Annotated in this window: 18 protein-coding genes; 15 read left to right on the top strand and 3 right to left on the bottom strand. The window is 41.4% G+C overall.

Going from position 1 to position 19,444, the window contains the following annotated elements:
• Positions 1–60: 60 nt before the first annotated feature.
• From murI to ACYQ3L_RS08325, 8 genes are all read left to right on the top strand, one after another.
• On the top strand, positions 61–888 hold the full coding sequence (gene murI / locus ACYQ3L_RS08360; RefSeq protein ID WP_379996355.1) for a glutamate racemase: 828 nt from the start codon (positions 61–63) through the stop codon (positions 886–888).
• Positions 889–909: 21 nt separating this feature from the next.
• Positions 910–1,986: a DNA polymerase IV gene (dinB, locus tag ACYQ3L_RS08355; RefSeq protein ID WP_379996353.1), complete on the top strand. Its 1,077-nt coding sequence runs from the start codon at positions 910–912 to the stop codon at positions 1,984–1,986.
• A gap of 73 nt (positions 1,987–2,059) precedes the next feature.
• Positions 2,060–2,275 carry a hypothetical protein gene (locus tag ACYQ3L_RS08350; protein ID WP_379996351.1) on the top strand — a complete coding sequence of 72 codons (216 nt, stop codon included), beginning with the start codon at positions 2,060–2,062 and terminating at the stop codon, positions 2,273–2,275.
• On the top strand, positions 2,272–2,715 hold the full coding sequence (locus tag ACYQ3L_RS08345; protein WP_379996349.1) for a nucleoside deaminase: 444 nt from the start codon (positions 2,272–2,274) through the stop codon (positions 2,713–2,715). The genes ACYQ3L_RS08350 and ACYQ3L_RS08345 overlap by 4 nt, the downstream gene beginning before the upstream one ends.
• A gap of 149 nt (positions 2,716–2,864) precedes the next feature.
• The gene (locus tag ACYQ3L_RS08340; protein WP_379996347.1) at positions 2,865–3,569 is read left to right on the top strand and encodes a NigD1/NigD2 family lipoprotein; all 705 of its coding nucleotides are present in this window, start codon (positions 2,865–2,867) and stop codon (positions 3,567–3,569) included.
• Positions 3,570–3,836: 267 nt separating this feature from the next.
• Positions 3,837–4,346 (top strand): Fur family transcriptional regulator, encoded by a 510-nt coding sequence (locus ACYQ3L_RS08335; RefSeq protein WP_379996345.1) that lies wholly within the window; start codon positions 3,837–3,839, stop codon positions 4,344–4,346.
• Complete coding sequence (locus tag ACYQ3L_RS08330; RefSeq protein WP_379996342.1) at positions 4,343–5,605, top strand: adenylosuccinate synthase; 1,263 nt, start codon at positions 4,343–4,345, stop codon at positions 5,603–5,605. Before ACYQ3L_RS08335 ends, ACYQ3L_RS08330 begins: the two co-directional genes overlap by 4 nt.
• A 99-nt stretch (positions 5,606–5,704) precedes the next feature.
• Positions 5,705–6,388 (top strand): zinc metallopeptidase, encoded by a 684-nt coding sequence (locus ACYQ3L_RS08325; RefSeq protein ID WP_379996340.1) that lies wholly within the window; start codon positions 5,705–5,707, stop codon positions 6,386–6,388.
• Positions 6,389–6,570: 182 nt separating this feature from the next.
• Here the strand turns inward: ACYQ3L_RS08325 and ACYQ3L_RS08320 are convergent, their stop codons facing one another.
• A complete protein-coding gene (locus ACYQ3L_RS08320) occupies positions 6,571–6,747 on the bottom strand; it encodes a hypothetical protein (protein WP_379996338.1) in 177 nt (58 codons plus the stop codon).
• Positions 6,748–6,769: 22 nt separating this feature from the next.
• Between ACYQ3L_RS08320 and ACYQ3L_RS08315 the strand changes: the two genes are divergently transcribed.
• From ACYQ3L_RS08315 to asnS, 7 genes are all read left to right on the top strand, one after another.
• Complete coding sequence (locus ACYQ3L_RS08315; protein WP_379996336.1) at positions 6,770–7,660, top strand: metallophosphoesterase; 891 nt, start codon at positions 6,770–6,772, stop codon at positions 7,658–7,660.
• Positions 7,657–8,850 (top strand): metallophosphoesterase, encoded by a 1,194-nt coding sequence (locus ACYQ3L_RS08310; RefSeq protein WP_379996334.1) that lies wholly within the window; start codon positions 7,657–7,659, stop codon positions 8,848–8,850. The genes ACYQ3L_RS08315 and ACYQ3L_RS08310 overlap by 4 nt, the downstream gene beginning before the upstream one ends.
• Positions 8,851–8,955: 105 nt before the next feature.
• A complete protein-coding gene (gene recN, locus ACYQ3L_RS08305) occupies positions 8,956–10,614 on the top strand; it encodes a DNA repair protein RecN (protein WP_379996332.1) in 1,659 nt (552 codons plus the stop codon).
• A gap of 257 nt (positions 10,615–10,871) precedes the next feature.
• Positions 10,872–11,972, top strand: a complete 1,101-nt coding sequence (locus ACYQ3L_RS08300) for a DegT/DnrJ/EryC1/StrS family aminotransferase (protein ID WP_379996330.1) — start codon at positions 10,872–10,874, stop codon at positions 11,970–11,972.
• A gap of 282 nt (positions 11,973–12,254) precedes the next feature.
• Positions 12,255–13,598 (top strand): adenylosuccinate lyase, encoded by a 1,344-nt coding sequence (gene purB / locus ACYQ3L_RS08295; RefSeq protein ID WP_379996328.1) that lies wholly within the window; start codon positions 12,255–12,257, stop codon positions 13,596–13,598.
• A gap of 63 nt (positions 13,599–13,661) precedes the next feature.
• Entirely contained in the window at positions 13,662–15,020 is a 1,359-nt protein-coding gene (locus tag ACYQ3L_RS08290) for a pseudouridine synthase (RefSeq protein ID WP_379996326.1), read from the top strand.
• A 140-nt stretch (positions 15,021–15,160) separates the two neighbouring features.
• Positions 15,161–16,558, top strand: a complete 1,398-nt coding sequence (asnS, locus tag ACYQ3L_RS08285) for an asparagine--tRNA ligase (protein WP_379996324.1) — start codon at positions 15,161–15,163, stop codon at positions 16,556–16,558.
• A gap of 61 nt (positions 16,559–16,619) precedes the next feature.
• Here asnS and ACYQ3L_RS08280 read toward each other — a convergent pair whose 3' ends face one another.
• Positions 16,620–18,302 carry a DUF6044 family protein gene (locus tag ACYQ3L_RS08280; RefSeq protein WP_379996322.1) on the bottom strand — a complete coding sequence of 561 codons (1,683 nt, stop codon included), beginning with the start codon at positions 18,300–18,302 and terminating at the stop codon, positions 16,620–16,622.
• Positions 18,302–19,441: a dTDP-4-amino-4,6-dideoxygalactose transaminase gene (gene rffA / locus ACYQ3L_RS08275; protein WP_379996320.1), complete on the bottom strand. Its 1,140-nt coding sequence runs from the start codon at positions 19,439–19,441 to the stop codon at positions 18,302–18,304. Before rffA ends, ACYQ3L_RS08280 begins: the two co-directional genes overlap by 1 nt.
• Positions 19,442–19,444 lie beyond the last annotated feature (3 nt).

Raw genomic sequence — 19,444 nt, 5'->3', positions numbered from 1 at the left:
GATTATTCATTATTCATTCTTAATTATTTTCTATCTTTGAATCATTAAATCACTATATATATGCTTAAAGCTGGACCTATCGGCGTATTTGATTCAGGCTACGGAGGATTGACCATCCTTTCCGAAATACAATCGCTGATGCCTGAATACGACTATTGTTATCTCGGAGATAATTCCCGTGCACCATACGGTTCACGTTCTTTCGATGTTGTATATGAGTTCACGAAACAAGCCGTATTAAGTCTGTTCGACATGGGTTGCAACCTCGTAATACTGGCATGCAACACAGCATCAGCAAAGGCTCTGCGTACAATCCAGCAAAAAGACCTGCCATATATAAATCCGGATAAAAGAGTATTGGGCGTTATCCGACCTACAGCCGAAATTATAGGACCTATAACCAAAAGCAGGCATGTCGGTATTTTAGGTACGACAGGAACTATACAATCCGAATCGTATCCTATCGAAATCAATAAGCTTTTCCCGGATATTAAAGTATCAGGCGAAGCGTGCCCCATGTGGGTACCTTTGGTCGAAAACAGAGAATATGAAAATGAAGGGGCGGATTACTTCATCAAAAAGAATCTCTCCAATATCCTTTCCAAAGACCCGCAAATAGATACACTTATACTTGGGTGCACTCACTATCCCTTGCTTTTGGATAAAATAAAGTCGTTCCTGCCGGATGGTATAATAGCCATACCCCAAGGCGAATACATTGCCCGTAGTCTGCAAGATTATCTGCATCGCCATCCCGAAATGGACAAAGTATGCACAAAGGGCGGTGTAACAAAGTATTTCACGACAGAATCGCCGCAAAAATTTTCAGAGGCCGCGACAATATTCTTGAATAAAGATATTGAGGTGAACCGGATCACCCTCGAATAGAAAAACTTTCTACCTTTAAGCATGCGTAAGATAATCCATATCGACATGGATGCCTTCTATGCTTCAATCGAACAACGCGATAATAAAGAGTATAGAGGAAAACCTTTGGCTGTAGGATATTCAGGGCCGAGGGGAGTTGTTGCTGCGGCAAGTTACGAAGCAAGGAGGTACGGAGTGCGTTCGGCGATGGCCTCCAAAACCGCATTAAGGAAGTGCCCTCAGTTGATATTCGTGCCCGCCCGTTTCGACGTCTATAAATCTGTATCCCGGCAGATAATGGGAATATTTCACGAATATACCGATCTGGTCGAACCCCTGTCTCTCGATGAGGCCTTTCTGGATGTAACCGAAAATCATAAGAATATTCCATCTGCGACACAGATAGCACAGGAGATCAAACAAAAGATATTGAAAGCCACCCGTCTAACCGCTTCAGCCGGAGTATCGTTCAATAAGTTCCTTGCAAAGATAGCTTCAGACCAAAATAAGCCGGACGGATTATTTGTTGTCAAACCAAAAAATGCAGAGCAGTTTGTTGAAACATTAGCTATCGAACAATTTTTCGGAGTAGGTAAAGTCACAGCTAAGCGGATGCACCAATTAGGTATAAAAAACGGATGGGATCTGAAGCAATGTTCCGAAAATGAATTAGTAGGCGCCTTCGGCAAAGCCGGACATATTTATTACCAGAATGCACGGGCTGTGGACGACCGCCCGGTAGAATCGCAACGGATAAGAAAATCTATAAGCTCTGAAACTACCTTTGAGCACGACATTGACAATGTGGAAGAACTGGCTGTAATCCTGGATGAAGTTGCCCGTGATGCGTTTCACGACATTGAAAAAAAGAAATTCAAAGCACGGACAGTAACCTTAAAGATAAAGTACGCCAACTTTAAGACTATCACGAGGAGCAAGACCTTTCCCGCATCCGTTGCAGATTATGAATCCTTTTACCAAGCCGGCTTCGAACTCCTGCAAAATGTGGATTTGTCACCTAAAGTAAGATTGATAGGTCTTGGACTGAAGAACAATGAAGACGAGATGGGATGGGGTGAGGCCATCCAGCTACGCATCAATTTCGAAGATCAAAGTTAAACTACATCGCCAAAACAAAATATTCTCTCGAAAATCCTTTCACATATTGGGATAAGTCCTTATTTTTGCGGTAATGAAACTAAAAAAGAAAGGGGCACATAGCAACAGGACAAAACATCTTCTTTTTTCACTCAACGAAGAAGAATATGCTCTCATCTCCTCTTATATAAAAAAGTATAAGATTGCCAACCGTTCCCGCTGGTGCAGGGAGACTCTTATTGCTCACGTCCTGAAAAGTCTGGATCAGGATTACCCTACGCTTTTCGGTGAAAATGAGATGCGCCGATGACTTCTATCCTCAACGACGAACACTATATGAAGCAAGCCTTGAATGAGGCTCAAATTGCTTTCGAAAAGAACGAAGTGCCCATCGGTGCTGTTATTGTATGCCAAAACAGAATTATTGCACGTGCCCACAACCTGACAGAAACTCTCAATGACGTCACCGCACATGCCGAAATGCAGGCGATCACTGCCGCAGCAAATTTCCTTGGAGGCAAATACCTGACAAATTGTACGTTGTATGTCACATTAGAACCTTGCCCGATGTGTGCCGGAGGGCTCCTATGGTCGCAAATACCTAAAATAGTCTACGGGGCTAAAGATGAAAAGAAAGGATACACACTTTTTTCACCGAATATACTACATTCCAAAACAACCATAATATCAGGAATACTGGAAAAAGAATGCGCTTCGCTGCTAAAAGAATTCTTCAGGCAGAAAAGATAACCTGTCTTCTTCTCATAATAAAAAGAAATTCTTAACATTTATTTTGACATGCCGATGCAACATGGCATACTAATTGCGCATCTAATATATGTGAGCAAAATTATTAAATTAATCAACCAAATTTATTAAGTAAAAAAATGAGAAAGTATATGAAACTATTTTCAGCACTGATTCTATCTACTGTCTTAGCCTTAGGATTCCCTTCATGCCTTGATGATGACGGTTATTCCCTTGGTAATTTCTGGGAAGACATAGTGACAGTTCAAAAGATAGATGACAATACTTATTCCTTCGTACGGGATAATGGTGACAAATTGTGGGTTGCTGCTCCTGTAGGTCTTAACCTGAAACCTAAGTACGACAGAGCGATAATAAACTATACCATCCTGTCTGATGAGAAAGATGGTTACGACCATTATATCAGACTAAATGATTTTTATGACGTACTGACCAAAGGCGTTATTTATATAGCACCCGACGATCAGGCAAAACAGGACAGTATAGGAAATGACCCGATCAAAGTATATTCTGTTTGGGAAGGAGGCGGATATCTTAATTTCAACTTCGGATACAACACCGGGGAAAAAGAACCGCATATGATTAACTTGATATCGGCAGAACCGGACTTATCGGTAGACAAAGATGTTGTAAAACTGGAGTTCAGGCATAACATAAACGGGGATGAACCATCACGATATCCGGTAAAAGGCTATGTAAGTTTCGATCTTACACCTTACAAAATCGCAGGACGTGACAAAGTTACATTTGAGATAACATCCAAAGATTTTGGTGGAGAAACAAAAACATTCAAAATAGAATACAAATACACAGTGGACGAACCACTGGATGAATAAGCAAATACATACTAACCTGAATATTTATTATAATATTCTTTTTGATTTCCTTTCTAAAAAGAGAGCTCGTGAGAGTTCTCTTTTTAATTTTATACAAGGCTCCCGTTTATTTGGAATGAATCCAAATATCCGGGTCCATACAACGGGCAAAAGATTTTCTTTCCTTACAAAATACAAATTCTGAATAGTTAATAACTTTTTCTCCCTCATACTACCTGATATTCTATTAAAAAGATGTATTTTTGTTCATATCAGATTTTTCTATAAATGGACAATTCAAAAGTGAAGGAACAAGTCAAAAGCGAGTTTACAGACTATCTCGGTCTGCACAAACATCGTAAAACCCCTGAAAGATATGCCATACTTGAGCATATCTATTCTACGAAAGGACACTTTGACATGGATTCTTTATATAATGCCATGAAACAATCCAGCTTCAGAGTCAGCCGTGCTACATTGTATAACACTATAGAATTGCTTCTGGACTGTGGCCTGGTCGTAAAACATCAGTTTGGGGCTAATGTATCCCAATATGAGCGGGCATATGGCAATGAGAATCACGATCATCTGATCTGCCTGAATTGCGGGGAAGTGAAAGAACATAAAAACGGGAATCTCTTCACACCCACCCAGCAAAAAAAGCTGCAACGATTCAAGATCAGCTACTACAGCATGTATATATATGGCATATGCAATAAATGTATACGGGCAAAAAAAGCAGAAGAGAAAAAGAATAAACTAACAGAAAATAAAAATACACGTATTAAAAAGAAATGAAAGTAGATGTATTGCTAGGTTTGCAATGGGGCGACGAAGGAAAAGGTAAGATCGTGGATGTGCTCACACCCGACTATGAGATTGTAGCCCGTTTTCAGGGTGGGCCAAATGCAGGGCACACACTGGAATTCGAAGGAAAGAAATATGTCCTTCGCTCTGTGCCTTCAGGTATTTTCCAGGGAAACAAAATCAATATCATAGGAAATGGTGTTGTACTTGACCCCGCTTTGTTCAAAGGAGAGATCGAGTCATTGGAATCATCCGGCCATGATTTAACAAAGCGCCTTCTTATCTCCAAGAAAGCACACCTTATACTTCCGACCCACCGCTTGCTCGACGCCTGCTACGAAGCAGCCAAAGGAGATTCCAAAATAGGCACTACCGGTAAAGGTATAGGACCTGCATATACGGATAAAATCAGCAGGAATGGCCTGCGTGTAGGTGATATACTCCACAATTTCGAAGAGAAATACAATACCGCCAAATCTAAACATCTGAGAATATTACAGCAATACGGGCACGATACCAGTGCGCTGGCTGAAATAGAAAAAGAATGGTTTGCAGGTGTGGCGAAGCTGAAAGAGTTTACATTCATTGATAGTGAGCACTATATCAACAATGCAGTAAAACAAGGAAAGAAAATACTGGCCGAAGGCGCTCAGGGAACAATGCTCGATATAGATTTCGGGTCATATCCTTTTGTGACATCGTCCAATACCATATCGGCAGGAGCATGTACAGGACTGGGGATAGCACCACAGTCGGTAGGTGAAGTGTACGGGATATTCAAGGCATACTGTACCCGTGTGGGCAGCGGCCCGTTCCCGACCGAATTATTCGATGCCACAGGAGATAAACTGCGTGAATTGGGATTTGAATTCGGCTCCGTAACAGGGCGTCCACGCCGTTGCGGATGGATAGACCTGGTAGCTTTGCGCTATGCCATTATGATAGATGGTGTTAGCCAGCTGATAATGATGAAAAGCGATGTACTGGATACATTCGAAACCATCAGGGCGTGCATCGGCTACGAAATAAACGGAGAAAAAGTAACGGATTTTCCGTTCGAGGCAGATGACAGAATCAAGCCGGTCTATGTAGATATGAAAGGATGGCAAGCAGATATGACAAAAATGCAAAAGGAGGATGAATTTCCTGCCGAATTCAAGCATTATATTTCCTTTCTGGAAAAAGAACTGGAAGTACCTATCAGAATAGTATCGTTAGGGCCTGACAGGGAACAAACTATTATAAGGTAATTAAACCCTTTTTAAGGATATAAAGTGTGCCAACAAACATTATTGGCACATTTTTTGTTTCATATATCATAAAAAGAATATTCACAAAAAGATATAAATATGTATATAGGTTGGATTATATTGATATTAGTAGGGATAGCCAGTTTTGCCGTTTCGCAAATGCTGAAAAGTAAATTTAATAAATACTCTAAAATCCCTTTGACCAACGGGATGACCGGACGGGATGTAGCCGAAAAGATGCTTCACGACAACGGCATATATGATGTCAAAGTAGTTTCTACCCAAGGAATGCTTACCGACCACTATAACCCTGCCAATAAGACTGTAAACCTGAGCGAAGGCGTTTACGCCAGCAACAGTGTAGCCGCGGCCGCGGTAGCCGCTCATGAGTGTGGACATGCCGTACAGCACGCACATGCCTACGGACCGTTGAAAATGCGTTCGGCTCTGGTACCTGTTGTCAGTTTCGCTTCATCATGGGTGACATGGATAATTCTTGCGGGAATTATCTTTATACAAACATTCCCTACCCTCATCTGGATAGGCATTGGCCTTTTCGCCCTGACTACCATATTCAGTTTTGTTACATTACCTGTAGAGATCAATGCCAGCCAGAGAGCTTTGGTATGGCTCAATACAGCCGGCGTAACCAACATAAACAATCATGACATGGCTAAAGACGCCTTGAAATGGGCGGCTTATACATATGTTATTGCAGCAATAGGATCTTTGGCTACGTTACTTTATTACATTATGATAGCCTTAGGTGGCAGACGTAATTAACTGAAGGGAACAATTTATAAATTACAAAAGAGTGGTCTTTTTCCGGCTACTCTTTTTTTATCATAAATATTCCGTAATAAACAGGATTATATATCTTTGTACATTTCGAAACTATTCTATAAAGTCTGAATGAAACCGATCATGTTTATAATAATTTTCATCATATACCTTTTAGCAAACTTTTATGTTTTCCACCATATATGGATGGCAATGCCCCCGAATACTATCGGACGCATTACACTTCTTTCATTCGGGGTGATAGCAGTTTCCTCCTTTTTCATATCTTTCCTGGCCGGAGACGCATTGCCTGTATGGATGACATCTTTTTTATACAAGGTAGGTACTGCCTGGTTTTTCATTCTCTTGTATTTTCTCATCGTAATGGCAGTAAAGGATTTATTCGGTCTTACCAACCGGCTGCTTCATTTTATGCCAAGCGATGCGATCACCCGCTATACAAAAGAAAATTGGGTAGGGCTGGGCTTTATGGTAGGCTTCATCACCTTGCTGATGATTTGCGGATATCTGAAATACCAATGGAAAGTCCGTGTTGAACTGCCTGTACAGATATATAAAACTCTGGGAGATTCTACATCCGTTAAACCTTTACGAATAGTTGCCATTAGCGACCTGCATCTGGGGTACGGTATAGGGAAAAAGGAATTCGAGGAATGGGTAAATACGATAAATGCCGAGAAGCCGGACATTGTACTCATTGCCGGAGATATTATAGATAATAGTGTGCGCCCACTAAACGAAGGCAACTTTGCCGAAAGTTTTCATAAAATAAAAGCTCCGCTGGGAATTTACGCATGCCTGGGAAATCATGAATTTATCAGTGGCCTCAAAAACAGTCTCGACTTTTATGAGAAAGCAGGTATCCATCTGCTGCGCGATACCGCCGAATTGGTCGACAACAGTTTTTACGTCATAGGGCGCGACGACAGGTCGAACAAATGGCGCAAACCATTGAATGCATTAGTAGACAGCCTCGACAAGTCAAAGCCGCTTATCCTGCTCGACCATCAGCCTTATAATCTCGAAGAAACTGAGGCATACGGCATTGATCTGCAAATATCAGGGCATACCCATCAGGGACAAGTATGGCCTATTTCGGCAATCACCAATGCGATATACGAAAAAGACCATGGCTTTGTAAAAAAAGGGAATGCCAATATATATGTCAGCTCGGGTATCGGTATCTGGGGAGGTAAATTCCGTATCGGAACACAATCGGAATATGTGGTCATCGATTTAAAAACAAAGGAATGAGAGTATTTTTTAATGCGATAATTGTACAGATATTTCTCAGCGCCTATATTTATTGGCGTGGCTGGCAGGGACTGCCAGATAAGAAATATATTAAGATCCCCTATGCATCCATCTATATTGCCGAACTGGCAATTTATTTCATGGGATTCTTTACCTCCGGGACAGGTTTGTTACCTTTCGATGCCTTGCACAGTTTTGCATGGATAGGGACTACATGGATGCTTTTCACCATATATATGACTATTTTGCTGTTATTATACGATTTGGTAAAATATATCAATGGCAGGAAAAAAATATTCGCTCTAGATCTGAAAGCAAAAAAGCCCCGGTTGATTTACTTTTGTGCCTCCCTCCTATGGGTTTGCTGTGTGATGGGTTATGGCAGCTATCGCTTCCACAATCCGGTCGTAACAGAGATGAACCTGACCGTTGACAAACATTCGCCGAATGTAAAAGACCTACGCATTGTAGTTGCCACAGATATTCATGCCGGATACCTCATCGATAAGAATATCATATCCATGTATGTGGATAAGATTATGGAGCAGAAACCGGACATTATCCTGCTGGTAGGCGATATCATCGACTATGATGTAAAATCACTGTACGAACAACGGATGGAAACCGAATTTCTGCGTCTGAAAGCCCCATATGGAGTTTACGCTTCTACAGGAAACCACGAATATATCGACTTGGGCGAGGAAAAAGATGAAAAAATACTTTGGCTGAGTAAATACGCAGGACTTACAGTCTTACGGGATACAACAATACTGATTGCAGATTCGTTCTATCTGGTCGGCCGTGAAGACGATAAGTGCACGACCAGAAAAGATTTACCCGAACTCATGCAGGGCGTAAACAAAGATCTGCCAATCATTGTAATGAACCACGAACCCCACCGCCTGTACGAAGAATCCGACGCCGGAGCGGATATAGCTGTATTCGGACATACGCATAACGGACAGTTCTTTCCTGTAAATACGATTATGTCCATATCCTCAGCGATATATAACACCGGCATTATACCCGAACACCTGAAATACAGGTCGATGTACGAGATACCATACGGATATAAGAAAAAAGACAATACGCATATCTACGTATCGTCAGGGCTCGGCCTTGCGGGACCTCAGTTCCGGATAGGCACTATATCCGAGATTGTGGTTTTGAATGTGAAATTTGAAAAATGATATCTAAGGTCTCAGACCTATTTATCAATTTCTTAAAATTAAATATAATAAGCAGTCAGATTGAAATAATATATCCTAAATACTATCTTTTACTTATCTTTAGCTATGCTAAAATCGCTTTATATTAAAAATTATGCACTGATTGACAGTCTCGAGATAGATTTCGAGCCGGGCTTCTCTGTCATTACGGGAGAAACGGGTGCAGGAAAATCAATCATACTGGGAGCCTTGTCACTTATTCTGGGACAAAGAGCCGACATTAAAGCCATCAAACAAGGCGAAAGTAAATGTATTATCGAAGGGGCTTTCGATGTATCGGCCTATGACCTCAAAGATTTTTGTGAGGAGAAAGGCATCGAGTACGACCCGCACAGCTATATCCTGCGAAGGGAAATACTTTCCACAGGAAAATCACGCGCTTTTATAAACGATTCACCCGTAGGACTGAACGACCTGAAAGAACTGGGTAGCCAACTGATAGATATACATTCGCAGCATCAGAACCTGTTATTATCAGACAGCCGTTTCCAGATGCAGGTAGTGGACGCATTAGCCGGTAATAAAGCCTTATTGAAAGAATACCAGCAGGCTTTTCATCAATATAAACAGGCTGAAAAAGCTTTGGCTGAATTACGAGATGCTATCAGAAAGAATAAAGAGGAAGAAGATTACCTCCGCTTCCAGTATCAGGCGCTACACGAAGCTGCCCTCACCGAAGGAGAACAGGAAGAACTGGAAGCCGAACAGGAGACTCTAAACCATGCCGAGGATATAAAATCGGCGTTGTACAAGATACATACATTGCTGTCGGAAGACGAAAGAGGCATTGTGGCAGCTTTGAAAGAAAGCCTGAATACATCATACTCGCTGGCTAAAGTATATCCTAAAACGGAAGAAATTTCCCAACGACTGGAGACTTCTTATTTAGACCTCAAAGACCTGTCTTCGGAACTGGAACGTTCTGCCAACGATATAGAGTTCAACCCGGAACGACTGGCCTATATCGAATCGCGGCTCGATTTGATTTATTCATTACAAAAAAAGCATCATGTGTCTCTGATATCGGGCTTACTGGAATTGTATGATGAACTGGCGCAGAAACTGGAGGAAATAGAATCTTCCGACCAGCAGGTTGAAACTTTGGAAAAGGAAGTTTCTGAAAAATATGATAAGATGCTCACCCTGGCGAAAAAACTGAGTGACCATCGTAAGGCAATTACAACAGAGCTGGAAAAAGGACTGGTAGAGAAAGTTGCGAACCTGGGCATGCCGAATATCCGTTTCAAATGCGAGGTCACAGCAGAAGAACATCCTAACATATACGGAACCGACAAGATACTATTCCTGTTCTCGGCAAACAAAAATGCACCATTACAACCGGTTGCCGATGTGGCTTCGGGTGGTGAAATTTCCCGCCTGATGCTTTGCCTCAAGTCTATGATTGCAGGAGCAACAGCCCTGCCGACTATCATATTCGATGAAATAGACACAGGTGTATCAGGCGAAATAGCCGATAAGATGGGACAGATCATGCTCGATTTCGGAAAAAGCATGCAGGTAATCGCCATCAGCCACCTGCCACAGATAGCTGCGAAAGGTAAAACACATTATAAAGTATATAAATCGGATAATGAACTATATACCTCGACCCATCTCGACAGGCTGGATAATGCGGAGAGGCTGGAAGAGATAGCTCGGATGTTGAGCGGTTCTACCGTAACGGACGCGGCAATACAAAACGCTAAGGTAATGTTGGGGTTTTAGCCCCCTAAATCCCCCAAGGGGGACTTACAGAGAGTAAAAGATAAGTAGAGTAGGCGAAAAGTAACAACGTAAAAGAGTAAAAAAAAGTGTTACTTTTGTTACCTTTTTTAATAGTTACAAGTTACTTCGCCCTGCGGGCAGTTACGAGTTACAAGTTAGTTAACTGTTCACTGATATGTGTTACCTTTGTTACCTTTTAAAGCCCCTGATTGAGGTAACATTATTCCCCTTATGGGGGTCGGGGGTTGTTGACAAATATGGAAATTCCTTTTCTCAACCTAAAACGGGAAAACGAGCGCTACACATCCGAAATACGGGAAGCTGTGTCGCGCGTCATAAACTCAGGCTGGTATATTCTGGGAGAGGAAAAAAACAGCTTTGAAAATGAGTACGCCACCTATTGCGGAGTAAAGCACTGTATAGGGGCAGGCAATGGGCTCGATGCTATCCGCCTGATACTGATGGCCTATATGGAGCAAGGTGTGATGCAGAAAGGGGATGAAGTAATTCTCCCTGCCAATACGTTCATTGCAACGGCTCTGGCCGTATCTCAGTGCGGGCTTATACCGGTTTTTGCCGATTGTGACATTACAACTTACAATATTGCTCCTGAATCTGTAATAGAAAAGATTACATCCAGGACAAAAGCAATTATAGCCGTCCACTTATACGGGCAAATTGCAGCGATGGATCAACTAAAGCAAATAGCAAGGCAACACAATCTGAAACTGATAGAAGACGCGGCACAGGCACAGGGGGCAATATACAATGGCAAGAAAGCCGGAAACCTCTCCGACGCGGCGGCATTCAGTTTTTATCCTGTGAAAAATCTTGGCGCTCTAGGTGATGCAGGGGCTGTGACGACTGACAATGAAGACCTGGCGCGAATCGTCCGCAGCCTGTCCAATTATGGCTCCGACAGGAAATATATGCATGAATACAAGGGGCTGAACTCCCGCCTCGATGAGATGCAGGCAGCAATATTGTCAGTCAAGCTAAAACATCTGGATAGAGATAATCAAAGGCGGAAAGAGATTGCAGCCTATTATTCCGAAAATATCAAGAATGTAAATATTATATTACCGGACAATAAAGATGGTAAAAGCCACGTTTTTCATTTATATGTGATCCGGACAGACAACAGGGAGCAGCTTCAGCTATTTTTAAGCGACAAAGGCATCCAGACGCAGATACATTATCCTATAGCAATACATAAACAGCCTGCATATTCCGTATCGGCAGGATTAAATTTACCTGTAGCGGAACAGTTGCAGGATGAAGTATTGAGTTTGCCGCTATATGCATCATTGACTGATGACGAACTGCACCGGATAGTAGAAGCTCTGAACAATTATTAAAGGGAATGAAAGAGAAATTCGTTTTTTTGCGAAAAGCCTGTATCCAACACTTTTTCACCTCTGATTTAGTGGAAGAAATGAATAAATATCCTGATTTTTAACAATGGTTTTCCATGATGGATCAGAAACTAATTAAAAAAGATGAAAAAATCAACATTTTCCTTTTGTAAAAACACTTGCGCATATATATTTGTTATATATTTGTATACTAATTATAAGTAAATAGTGATATCGAAAATAAATTTCTAAGTTGATTAAAAACACAAAATTTCTGGCAGCGTAATGACACTAACACCCCTAACCTCCATTTCACCGATAGATGGACGTTATCGTAATAAAACAGAAGAACTAGCTAATTATTTTTCAGAATATGCATTGATTAAATATCGTGTATTAGTAGAGATAGAGTATTTTATCGCACTATGTGAATTACCTCTCCCTCAATTGAAAAATATAGACAAGGCTATTTTTGGAAAACTGAAGAATATTGTAACCGGTTTTTCAGAAAGTGATGCGATGCGTATCAAGGATACTGAAAAAATTACCAATCATGATGTAAAGGCAGTCGAATATTTTATCAAGGAAGAATTTGATAAATTAGGTTTGCAGGAATACAAAGAATTTATACACTTTGGCCTCACATCCCAGGATATAAACAATACCTCTATCCCGCTTTCGATAAAGGACGCATTGAACGACACCTATTATCCGATGCTTGAGGAGCTTATCGCCAAACTAAAAAAACAGGCAAACGAATGGGCAGATGTGGCCATGCTGGCTAAAACGCATGGACAACCAGCCTCTCCTACCCGCCTGGGCAAAGAAATAATGGTATTTGTGAGCAGGCTCGAAGGCCAGCTGCAACTACTTAAAAGTATCCCTTTATCCGCTAAATTCGGTGGAGCAACAGGGAATTACAATGCGCATAATGTAGCTTACCCGTCGTATGACTGGAAAGCGTTCGGAAATAAATTCGTATCGGAAAAACTGGGACTTGTCAGAGAGGAATGGACGACGCAAATATCGAACTATGACAATCTGGCTGCGGTCTTCGATGCCCTGAAACGAATTGATACTATAATGATCGACTTGAACAGGGATTTCTGGCAGTATATCTCGATGGAATATTTCAAACAAAAAATTAAAGAGGGGGAAATAGGCTCATCGGCTATGCCGCATAAGGTAAATCCAATCGATTTTGAAAATGCGGAAGGAAATCTGGGAATCGCAAATGCCATTTTAGAGCATTTGTCTTCTAAGTTACCCATATCCCGCCTGCAACGCGACCTGACTGATTCCACAGTCCTGCGAAACGTAGGTGTGCCTGTGGGGCATATCATAATAGCTATACAGAGTACACAGAAAGGTTTGGATAAATTGTTATTGAATAAAGATGCCTTATATAACGATTTGGAAAACTGCTGGGCTGTTGTAGCTGAAGGAATTCAAACAATCTTGCGCCGTGAGGGATATCCAAAACCATACGAAGCGCTGAAAGCCCTTACCCGTACCAATAATACAATTACGGCCGAATCGATCGCCGAATTTATTAACGGCCTCGATGTAAGTGAAACCGTGAAAAATGAATTGAGAAAAATTACACCGCATTCATACACTGGTGTATAAAATGAACTTAACCGTGAGGTTATAAAACTAGTATTTGTATATTATTTAAACAAAAAGGAAAAAATGGTGACAGACAATGGAAATGACAGAGAAAGCCGGGATGGCTACTCATCATCAGAAAACAATGCAAACGGGTCAGAACCTGTGAAAAAGAAGCGCGCGCGCGTAGGTGATCTTCGCAAACAAGCTTATGATGTGAATACAGACCGCGACTCCAGGGATCGGAATCCTTATAAAACCGGTGGTGACAGACAAGACCGCCAGGGTAACTCTTATAATTCAGAAAGACCATCCAGGCCTTCTTATGATAGGAATGAAGGCGGAGAACGCCGTTCGTACGGAAACAGTTCGTATGGGAATCAGAACCGTCAATCCGGGGACAGAGGTGGATATTCCGACAACAGGGGTGGTGGAAATTACTCCGACAACCGAGGCGGTGGAAACTACTCTGGAAACAGAGGTGGTGGAAATTACTCCAATAACCGAAACGGAGGAGGTGGTTATTCTAATAACAGAGGCGGATACTCGGGCGGAGACAACCGCTCATCATACGGCAACCGTGACAACAGAGGTGGCGGTGGTTATGACCGTCGTCCTGCCGGAAATCGCGACAGCAGAGGTGGCGGTGGAGGTTACGGCTCATCTTCAGATGGTATAAAGAAACTGGTGAAACCGGTTAAGTATAAAGAAAATATCGACCCGAATACACCGCTGCGGTTAAATAAATATCTGGCTAACGCCGGAGTTTGTTCCCGTCGCGAAGCCGATGCTTATATTACATCAGGTGTAGTCAAGGTAAACGGTGAAGTCGTAGACCAACTGGGAGCCAAAGTTACCCGTGGAGACCTGGTAACATTTCAGGATAAGCCGGTACGCCTCGAAAGTAAGGTATATGTTCTTTTGAACAAACCGAAAAATTGTGTAACAACATCAGATGACCCTCAAAACCGTTTGACTGTTATGGACCTGGTAAAAAATGCCTGTCCGGAACGGATCTATCCGGTTGGCCGTCTCGACAGAAACACTACAGGTGTACTGTTACTTACCAATGACGGAGACCTGGCATCTAAGTTGATGCATCCGAAATTTAAGAAGAAAAAAATATATCAGGTGACACTCGACCGCGATGTAGCTATCGAAGACATGCAGGCTATTGCCGATGGCGTAGAACTTGATGATGGTGAAATACATGCCGACTCAATCGCATATCAGGCAGAAGATGTGCTGAACGTCGTAGGTATTGAAATACACTCGGGACGTAACCGCATCGTACGCCGCATATTCGAAAAACTTGGCTATCAGGTAATGAAACTGGACCGTGTATATTTTGCCGGCCTTACCAAGAAAAATGTATTACGCGGAAAATGGCGCTACCTGTCGGAAAAAGAAGTGAACATGCTTCGTATGGGAGCATTCGAATAAATTATAAATTATAAGTTATGAGTTACTTCGTCCTTCGGGCAGTTATAAGCTACAAGTTTTTCTTTGCTTTGCGCCGTTTATGCGTTAGCCAGCTTGTAACCCGTAATTTGTAACTCGTAACTCGTAACTAATTGATAAAAATGGAGAGTATTCGCAGAACAAAGATTGTAGATTTGTTTAAAGACCCTCAATTTGGGTCTGTAATTGATGTAAAAGGTTGGGTGCGTACCATCCGTGGTAATAAATATGTAAACTTCATCCACCTGAATGATGGATCGACAATCCATAATCTGCAGATTGTAGCCGATGTACAAAAGTTTGGAGAAGATTTCTTCAAGCCGGTAACTACCGGATCCTGTATACATGTTACAGGTACATTGGTAGAATCGCAAGGTAAAGGGCAAAGCGCAGAAATACAAGCTGATTCGATAGAGATATATGGAACAGCCGACCCTGAAACATACCCTTTGCAAAAGAAAGGGCATTCTCTGGAGTTCTTACGGGAAATAGCATATCTACGTCCACGGACAAATACATTCGGTGCAATATTCCGTATCCGTCACCATATGGCCTATGCCATACATAAGTATTTCAACGACAAGGGGTTCTTCTATTTTCACACGCCGATAGTAACAGCCTCTGATGCTGAAGGCGCGGGATCAATGTTTCAGGTGACGACCCTGGACTTCAATAATGTTCCCCGTACAGAAGGCGGACAGGTAGACTATTCGCAAGATTTCTTCGGTCGCCAGACAAACCTGACTGTATCCGGACAGCTTGAAGGCGAACTTGGAGCGATGGCCCTGGGTGCTATATATACATTCGGTCCTACGTTCCGTGCCGAAAACTCCAATACTCCCCGCCATCTGGCTGAGTTTTGGATGATAGAACCGGAAGTTGCATTCTATGATATCCATGACAATATGGATTTGGCGGAAGACTTCCTGAAATATCTGATCCGCTACGCTCTTGAGCATTGTAAGGATGACATCGCATTCCTCAACGAGATGTTCGACAGGGAACTTATCGAACGTCTAAACTTTGTCACAGCCAATGACTTCGTCCGCCTTACTTATACTGAAGGCGTGGAGATATTGGAAAAAAGCGGGCACAAATTCGAGTTCCCAGTATATTGGGGGGCAGACCTCCAGTCGGAACACGAACGGTATCTGGTAGAGAAGCATTTCAAACGTCCTGTTATCCTGACCGATTATCCAAAGGAAATCAAATCGTTCTATATGAAGCAGAATGAGGATGGAAAAACAGTGCGTGGTATGGATGTCCTGTTCCCTAAGATCGGGGAAATCATCGGAGGATCAGAACGTGAGGCTGATTATGAAAAACTCATCAACCGTACTAAGGAATTGAATATGCACACAGATCCTATCTGGTGGTATCTGGAAACCCGTAAATTCGGGACGGCTCCTCATGCCGGATTCGGACTGGGATTTGAACGCCTTATACTGTTTATTACAGGTATGGCTAACATCCGAGATGTAATACCTTTCCCACGGACACCGAATAACGCTGAGTTTTGATATTCAGAATAATAAAATAGAAGAGCAGCCGGATTAATCCGGCTGCTCTTCTATTTTAGCCTTATATCACCTCATACAGGTACACGGTCCAGTGAGAGGTTTCATAGTTGTCAAATATTTTGAGAAGTTTTAGCCTGGGATTATTCACGGTATTTATCTTTACTGCCGAAAGGATATATTGCCCCCCCAGTTCTTTTATAACATCATAATTGAATTTCAGATGCTGTATTTCGGGTAGGTTATTATCGTATGACAAATCATTCGAACCAAATTCCGATGTATATGCATAACACCGTGACCCCCATGCATCAAAGAATACATTCCAAGTCTTATCCAGTTCCTTTTCTATGATCTTTCTGAATTGTATTTTATAAGACAATGGGTAACTAGCGGAAAACCCGTCTAATGTATAGAATCCATTATAAAGAGAGACTGCCGGATTCAACCAAACGCTTAATACCCTATACGATGACGGATCTTTCCCTATAAATGTACTGATATCATTAAACTGTTCTTCAGCATAGAATTTCTGATAAGTAGGATCAGACTGATTTTGTAAATATGGTTGTTCTTTAATGACATAGCCTAATTGTATCAATAACATGGCAAAGACAAACCATTTCCCCCATTTAATCTTCTCATTTATATAATATAAAGACATGGCAAAAACAATAGACCATGCTATCGGATGCAGCCAATAGAACCGGCGCATATCGATAGGGAAAATCCGGTTCATGGCGTTTATCAGCCTTGCTATTTTATCCGATTCATATACCCCATAGAAAATGCCTGTAAGTAAAAGAAAGATAAGAACACCTATGAACAATTTATTTACATCTTTCTTTTTTAGCATTATAACCAATGCCAGTAATATAGGAATCAGCATAAATAGATGTAGGCTAATGGCGTGTCCATATTGATCACTATTCATAAATATGTGCCTTATTAACCTTATAACTTCTTTCATATTCACCCCATAGGTGTGGAACTGAGAGCGATGTGAAACATAATCGGGATCATAGAAAAACGAATAAAACAATGGTAAGTGGCTTACCACATACATCAAACTAAGAAAAGCCATAGACAAGAAAAAGTAAGTATTGAACTTCTTATTCTTTATCCAATCGAACAGAAACAGGCAAGCCATAATCAATAATAGAAAGAAACCTGTCAATACAGCAGATGAATAGAACCCGTAAATAAGCAGCATTAACCAATTTCCGGGACGGATATCACCTTTTTTTATATTGAGGAAAGCCAGCAAAGCCATAGGGACTCCCGACACGGTAGCCATATATGACCAAAAAGGCAATAAACCGAAAAGGACAGATACTATTACGGGTATATACGGAGAGGTACCCTGGGGTAGAAAATGCTTCTTGAGAAGAAAATACATTCCTAAAAATCCAACTAACGCCATCAGATATTTGTTGAACACATATCCCCAAAACATGCCAAATAGTTGAAACCACACAAGGCTTATATCATATGTCCCATAGACCGAAGAATGCGGAATTCCATTCATCATCTGGTGAACTGTAGCACCGGGAGGGAGAAATATACCTCCTTGTTCCAATACCATTTTTGCCCAAACGACATTCGAATCCAGATTATCAAAAATAGGCACCTGGATATTTTCCCCACAGAAAACATAGGGCAGAAAGAACATTGTTATTATCAGGACTCCGGCAACAAGTAATATTCTCTCATTGGAAAACAGAATAAGAAGACGTTCTTTTTTCATTATGCCAAAGACTGTTTTATTTCATTTATTATTGTCTGCATATCTGTATCTGTCAGTTCATAATAGAAAGGTAAACGCACAAGAGTATCTGTATATCTATCAGATTGAGACAGAGAGCGGCCATCGTGCTTATTCTTATAATATGGACTGGAATGTAAACTCAAATAGTGAAAAACACTGAGTATATCTTTTGATTTAAGATATGCAATCAGTTTAGATCGTTGCTCCACATCTTTACAAACCAGATAAAACATATGGGCATTATTTGTTGAATAATGCGGTTTTACAGGCAGGGCTATTTCATTAGCTACAGCAAAATCTTTCAGTCTCTCATAATATGTCTGCCATATCTTGATTCGTTTTTTCTGTATATCCTCCAGGTTTTCTAACTGTGCCCATAAAAATGCAGCAATAACTTCCGATGGCAGAAAAGAACTACCGACATCCACCCAGCCGTATTTGTCAGTCTCTCCTCTGAAAAAAGCAGAGCGGTTTGTTCCTTTTTCCCATATTATTTCGGCTCTTTGTTCAAATTGTCGGTCGTTAACAACCAGCATTCCTCCTTCTCCTGATATGATATTCTTTGTCTCATGAAACGAGAAAGCGCCTAAATGCCCGATTGATCCGAGTGCTCTCTTTGTCCCGTCTTTTCCGATATAATAATTATCGACAGCCTGCGCAGCATCTTCTACAACAAATAGGTTGTATTTTTCTGCCATCCCCATTATTTTATCCATATCGCAGGCAAATCCTGCATAATGAACCGGCACTATCGCTTTAGTTTTAGGTGTTATAAGTGCTTCTATTTTTTCGGCATCTATATTAGGATGGTTCTCCATAGAGTCGCAAAATATAATCTTTGCCCCCCTCAAGACAAATGCATTTGCCGTACTTACAAATGTGTATGATGGCATTATGATTTCATCGCCCGGCTGTGTATCTATAAGTATAGCAGCCATCTCCAAAGCATCGGTACACGAAGTCGTGAGAAGGCATTTATTAAAACCATAATGCTGTTCAAAAAAAGAATGACACTTTTTTGTAAATACTCCATTCCCGGAGATCTTTCCGGTAAATACAGCCTGATATATATAATGGGCTTCTTTGCCGGTTAAGTACGGTTTGTTGAAAGGTATCATAAA

The organism is Dysgonomonas termitidis, assembly GCF_054657735.1.
Note: the sequence above shows the minus strand (reverse complement) of the source record. Positions and strands in the feature narration are given on the sequence as shown.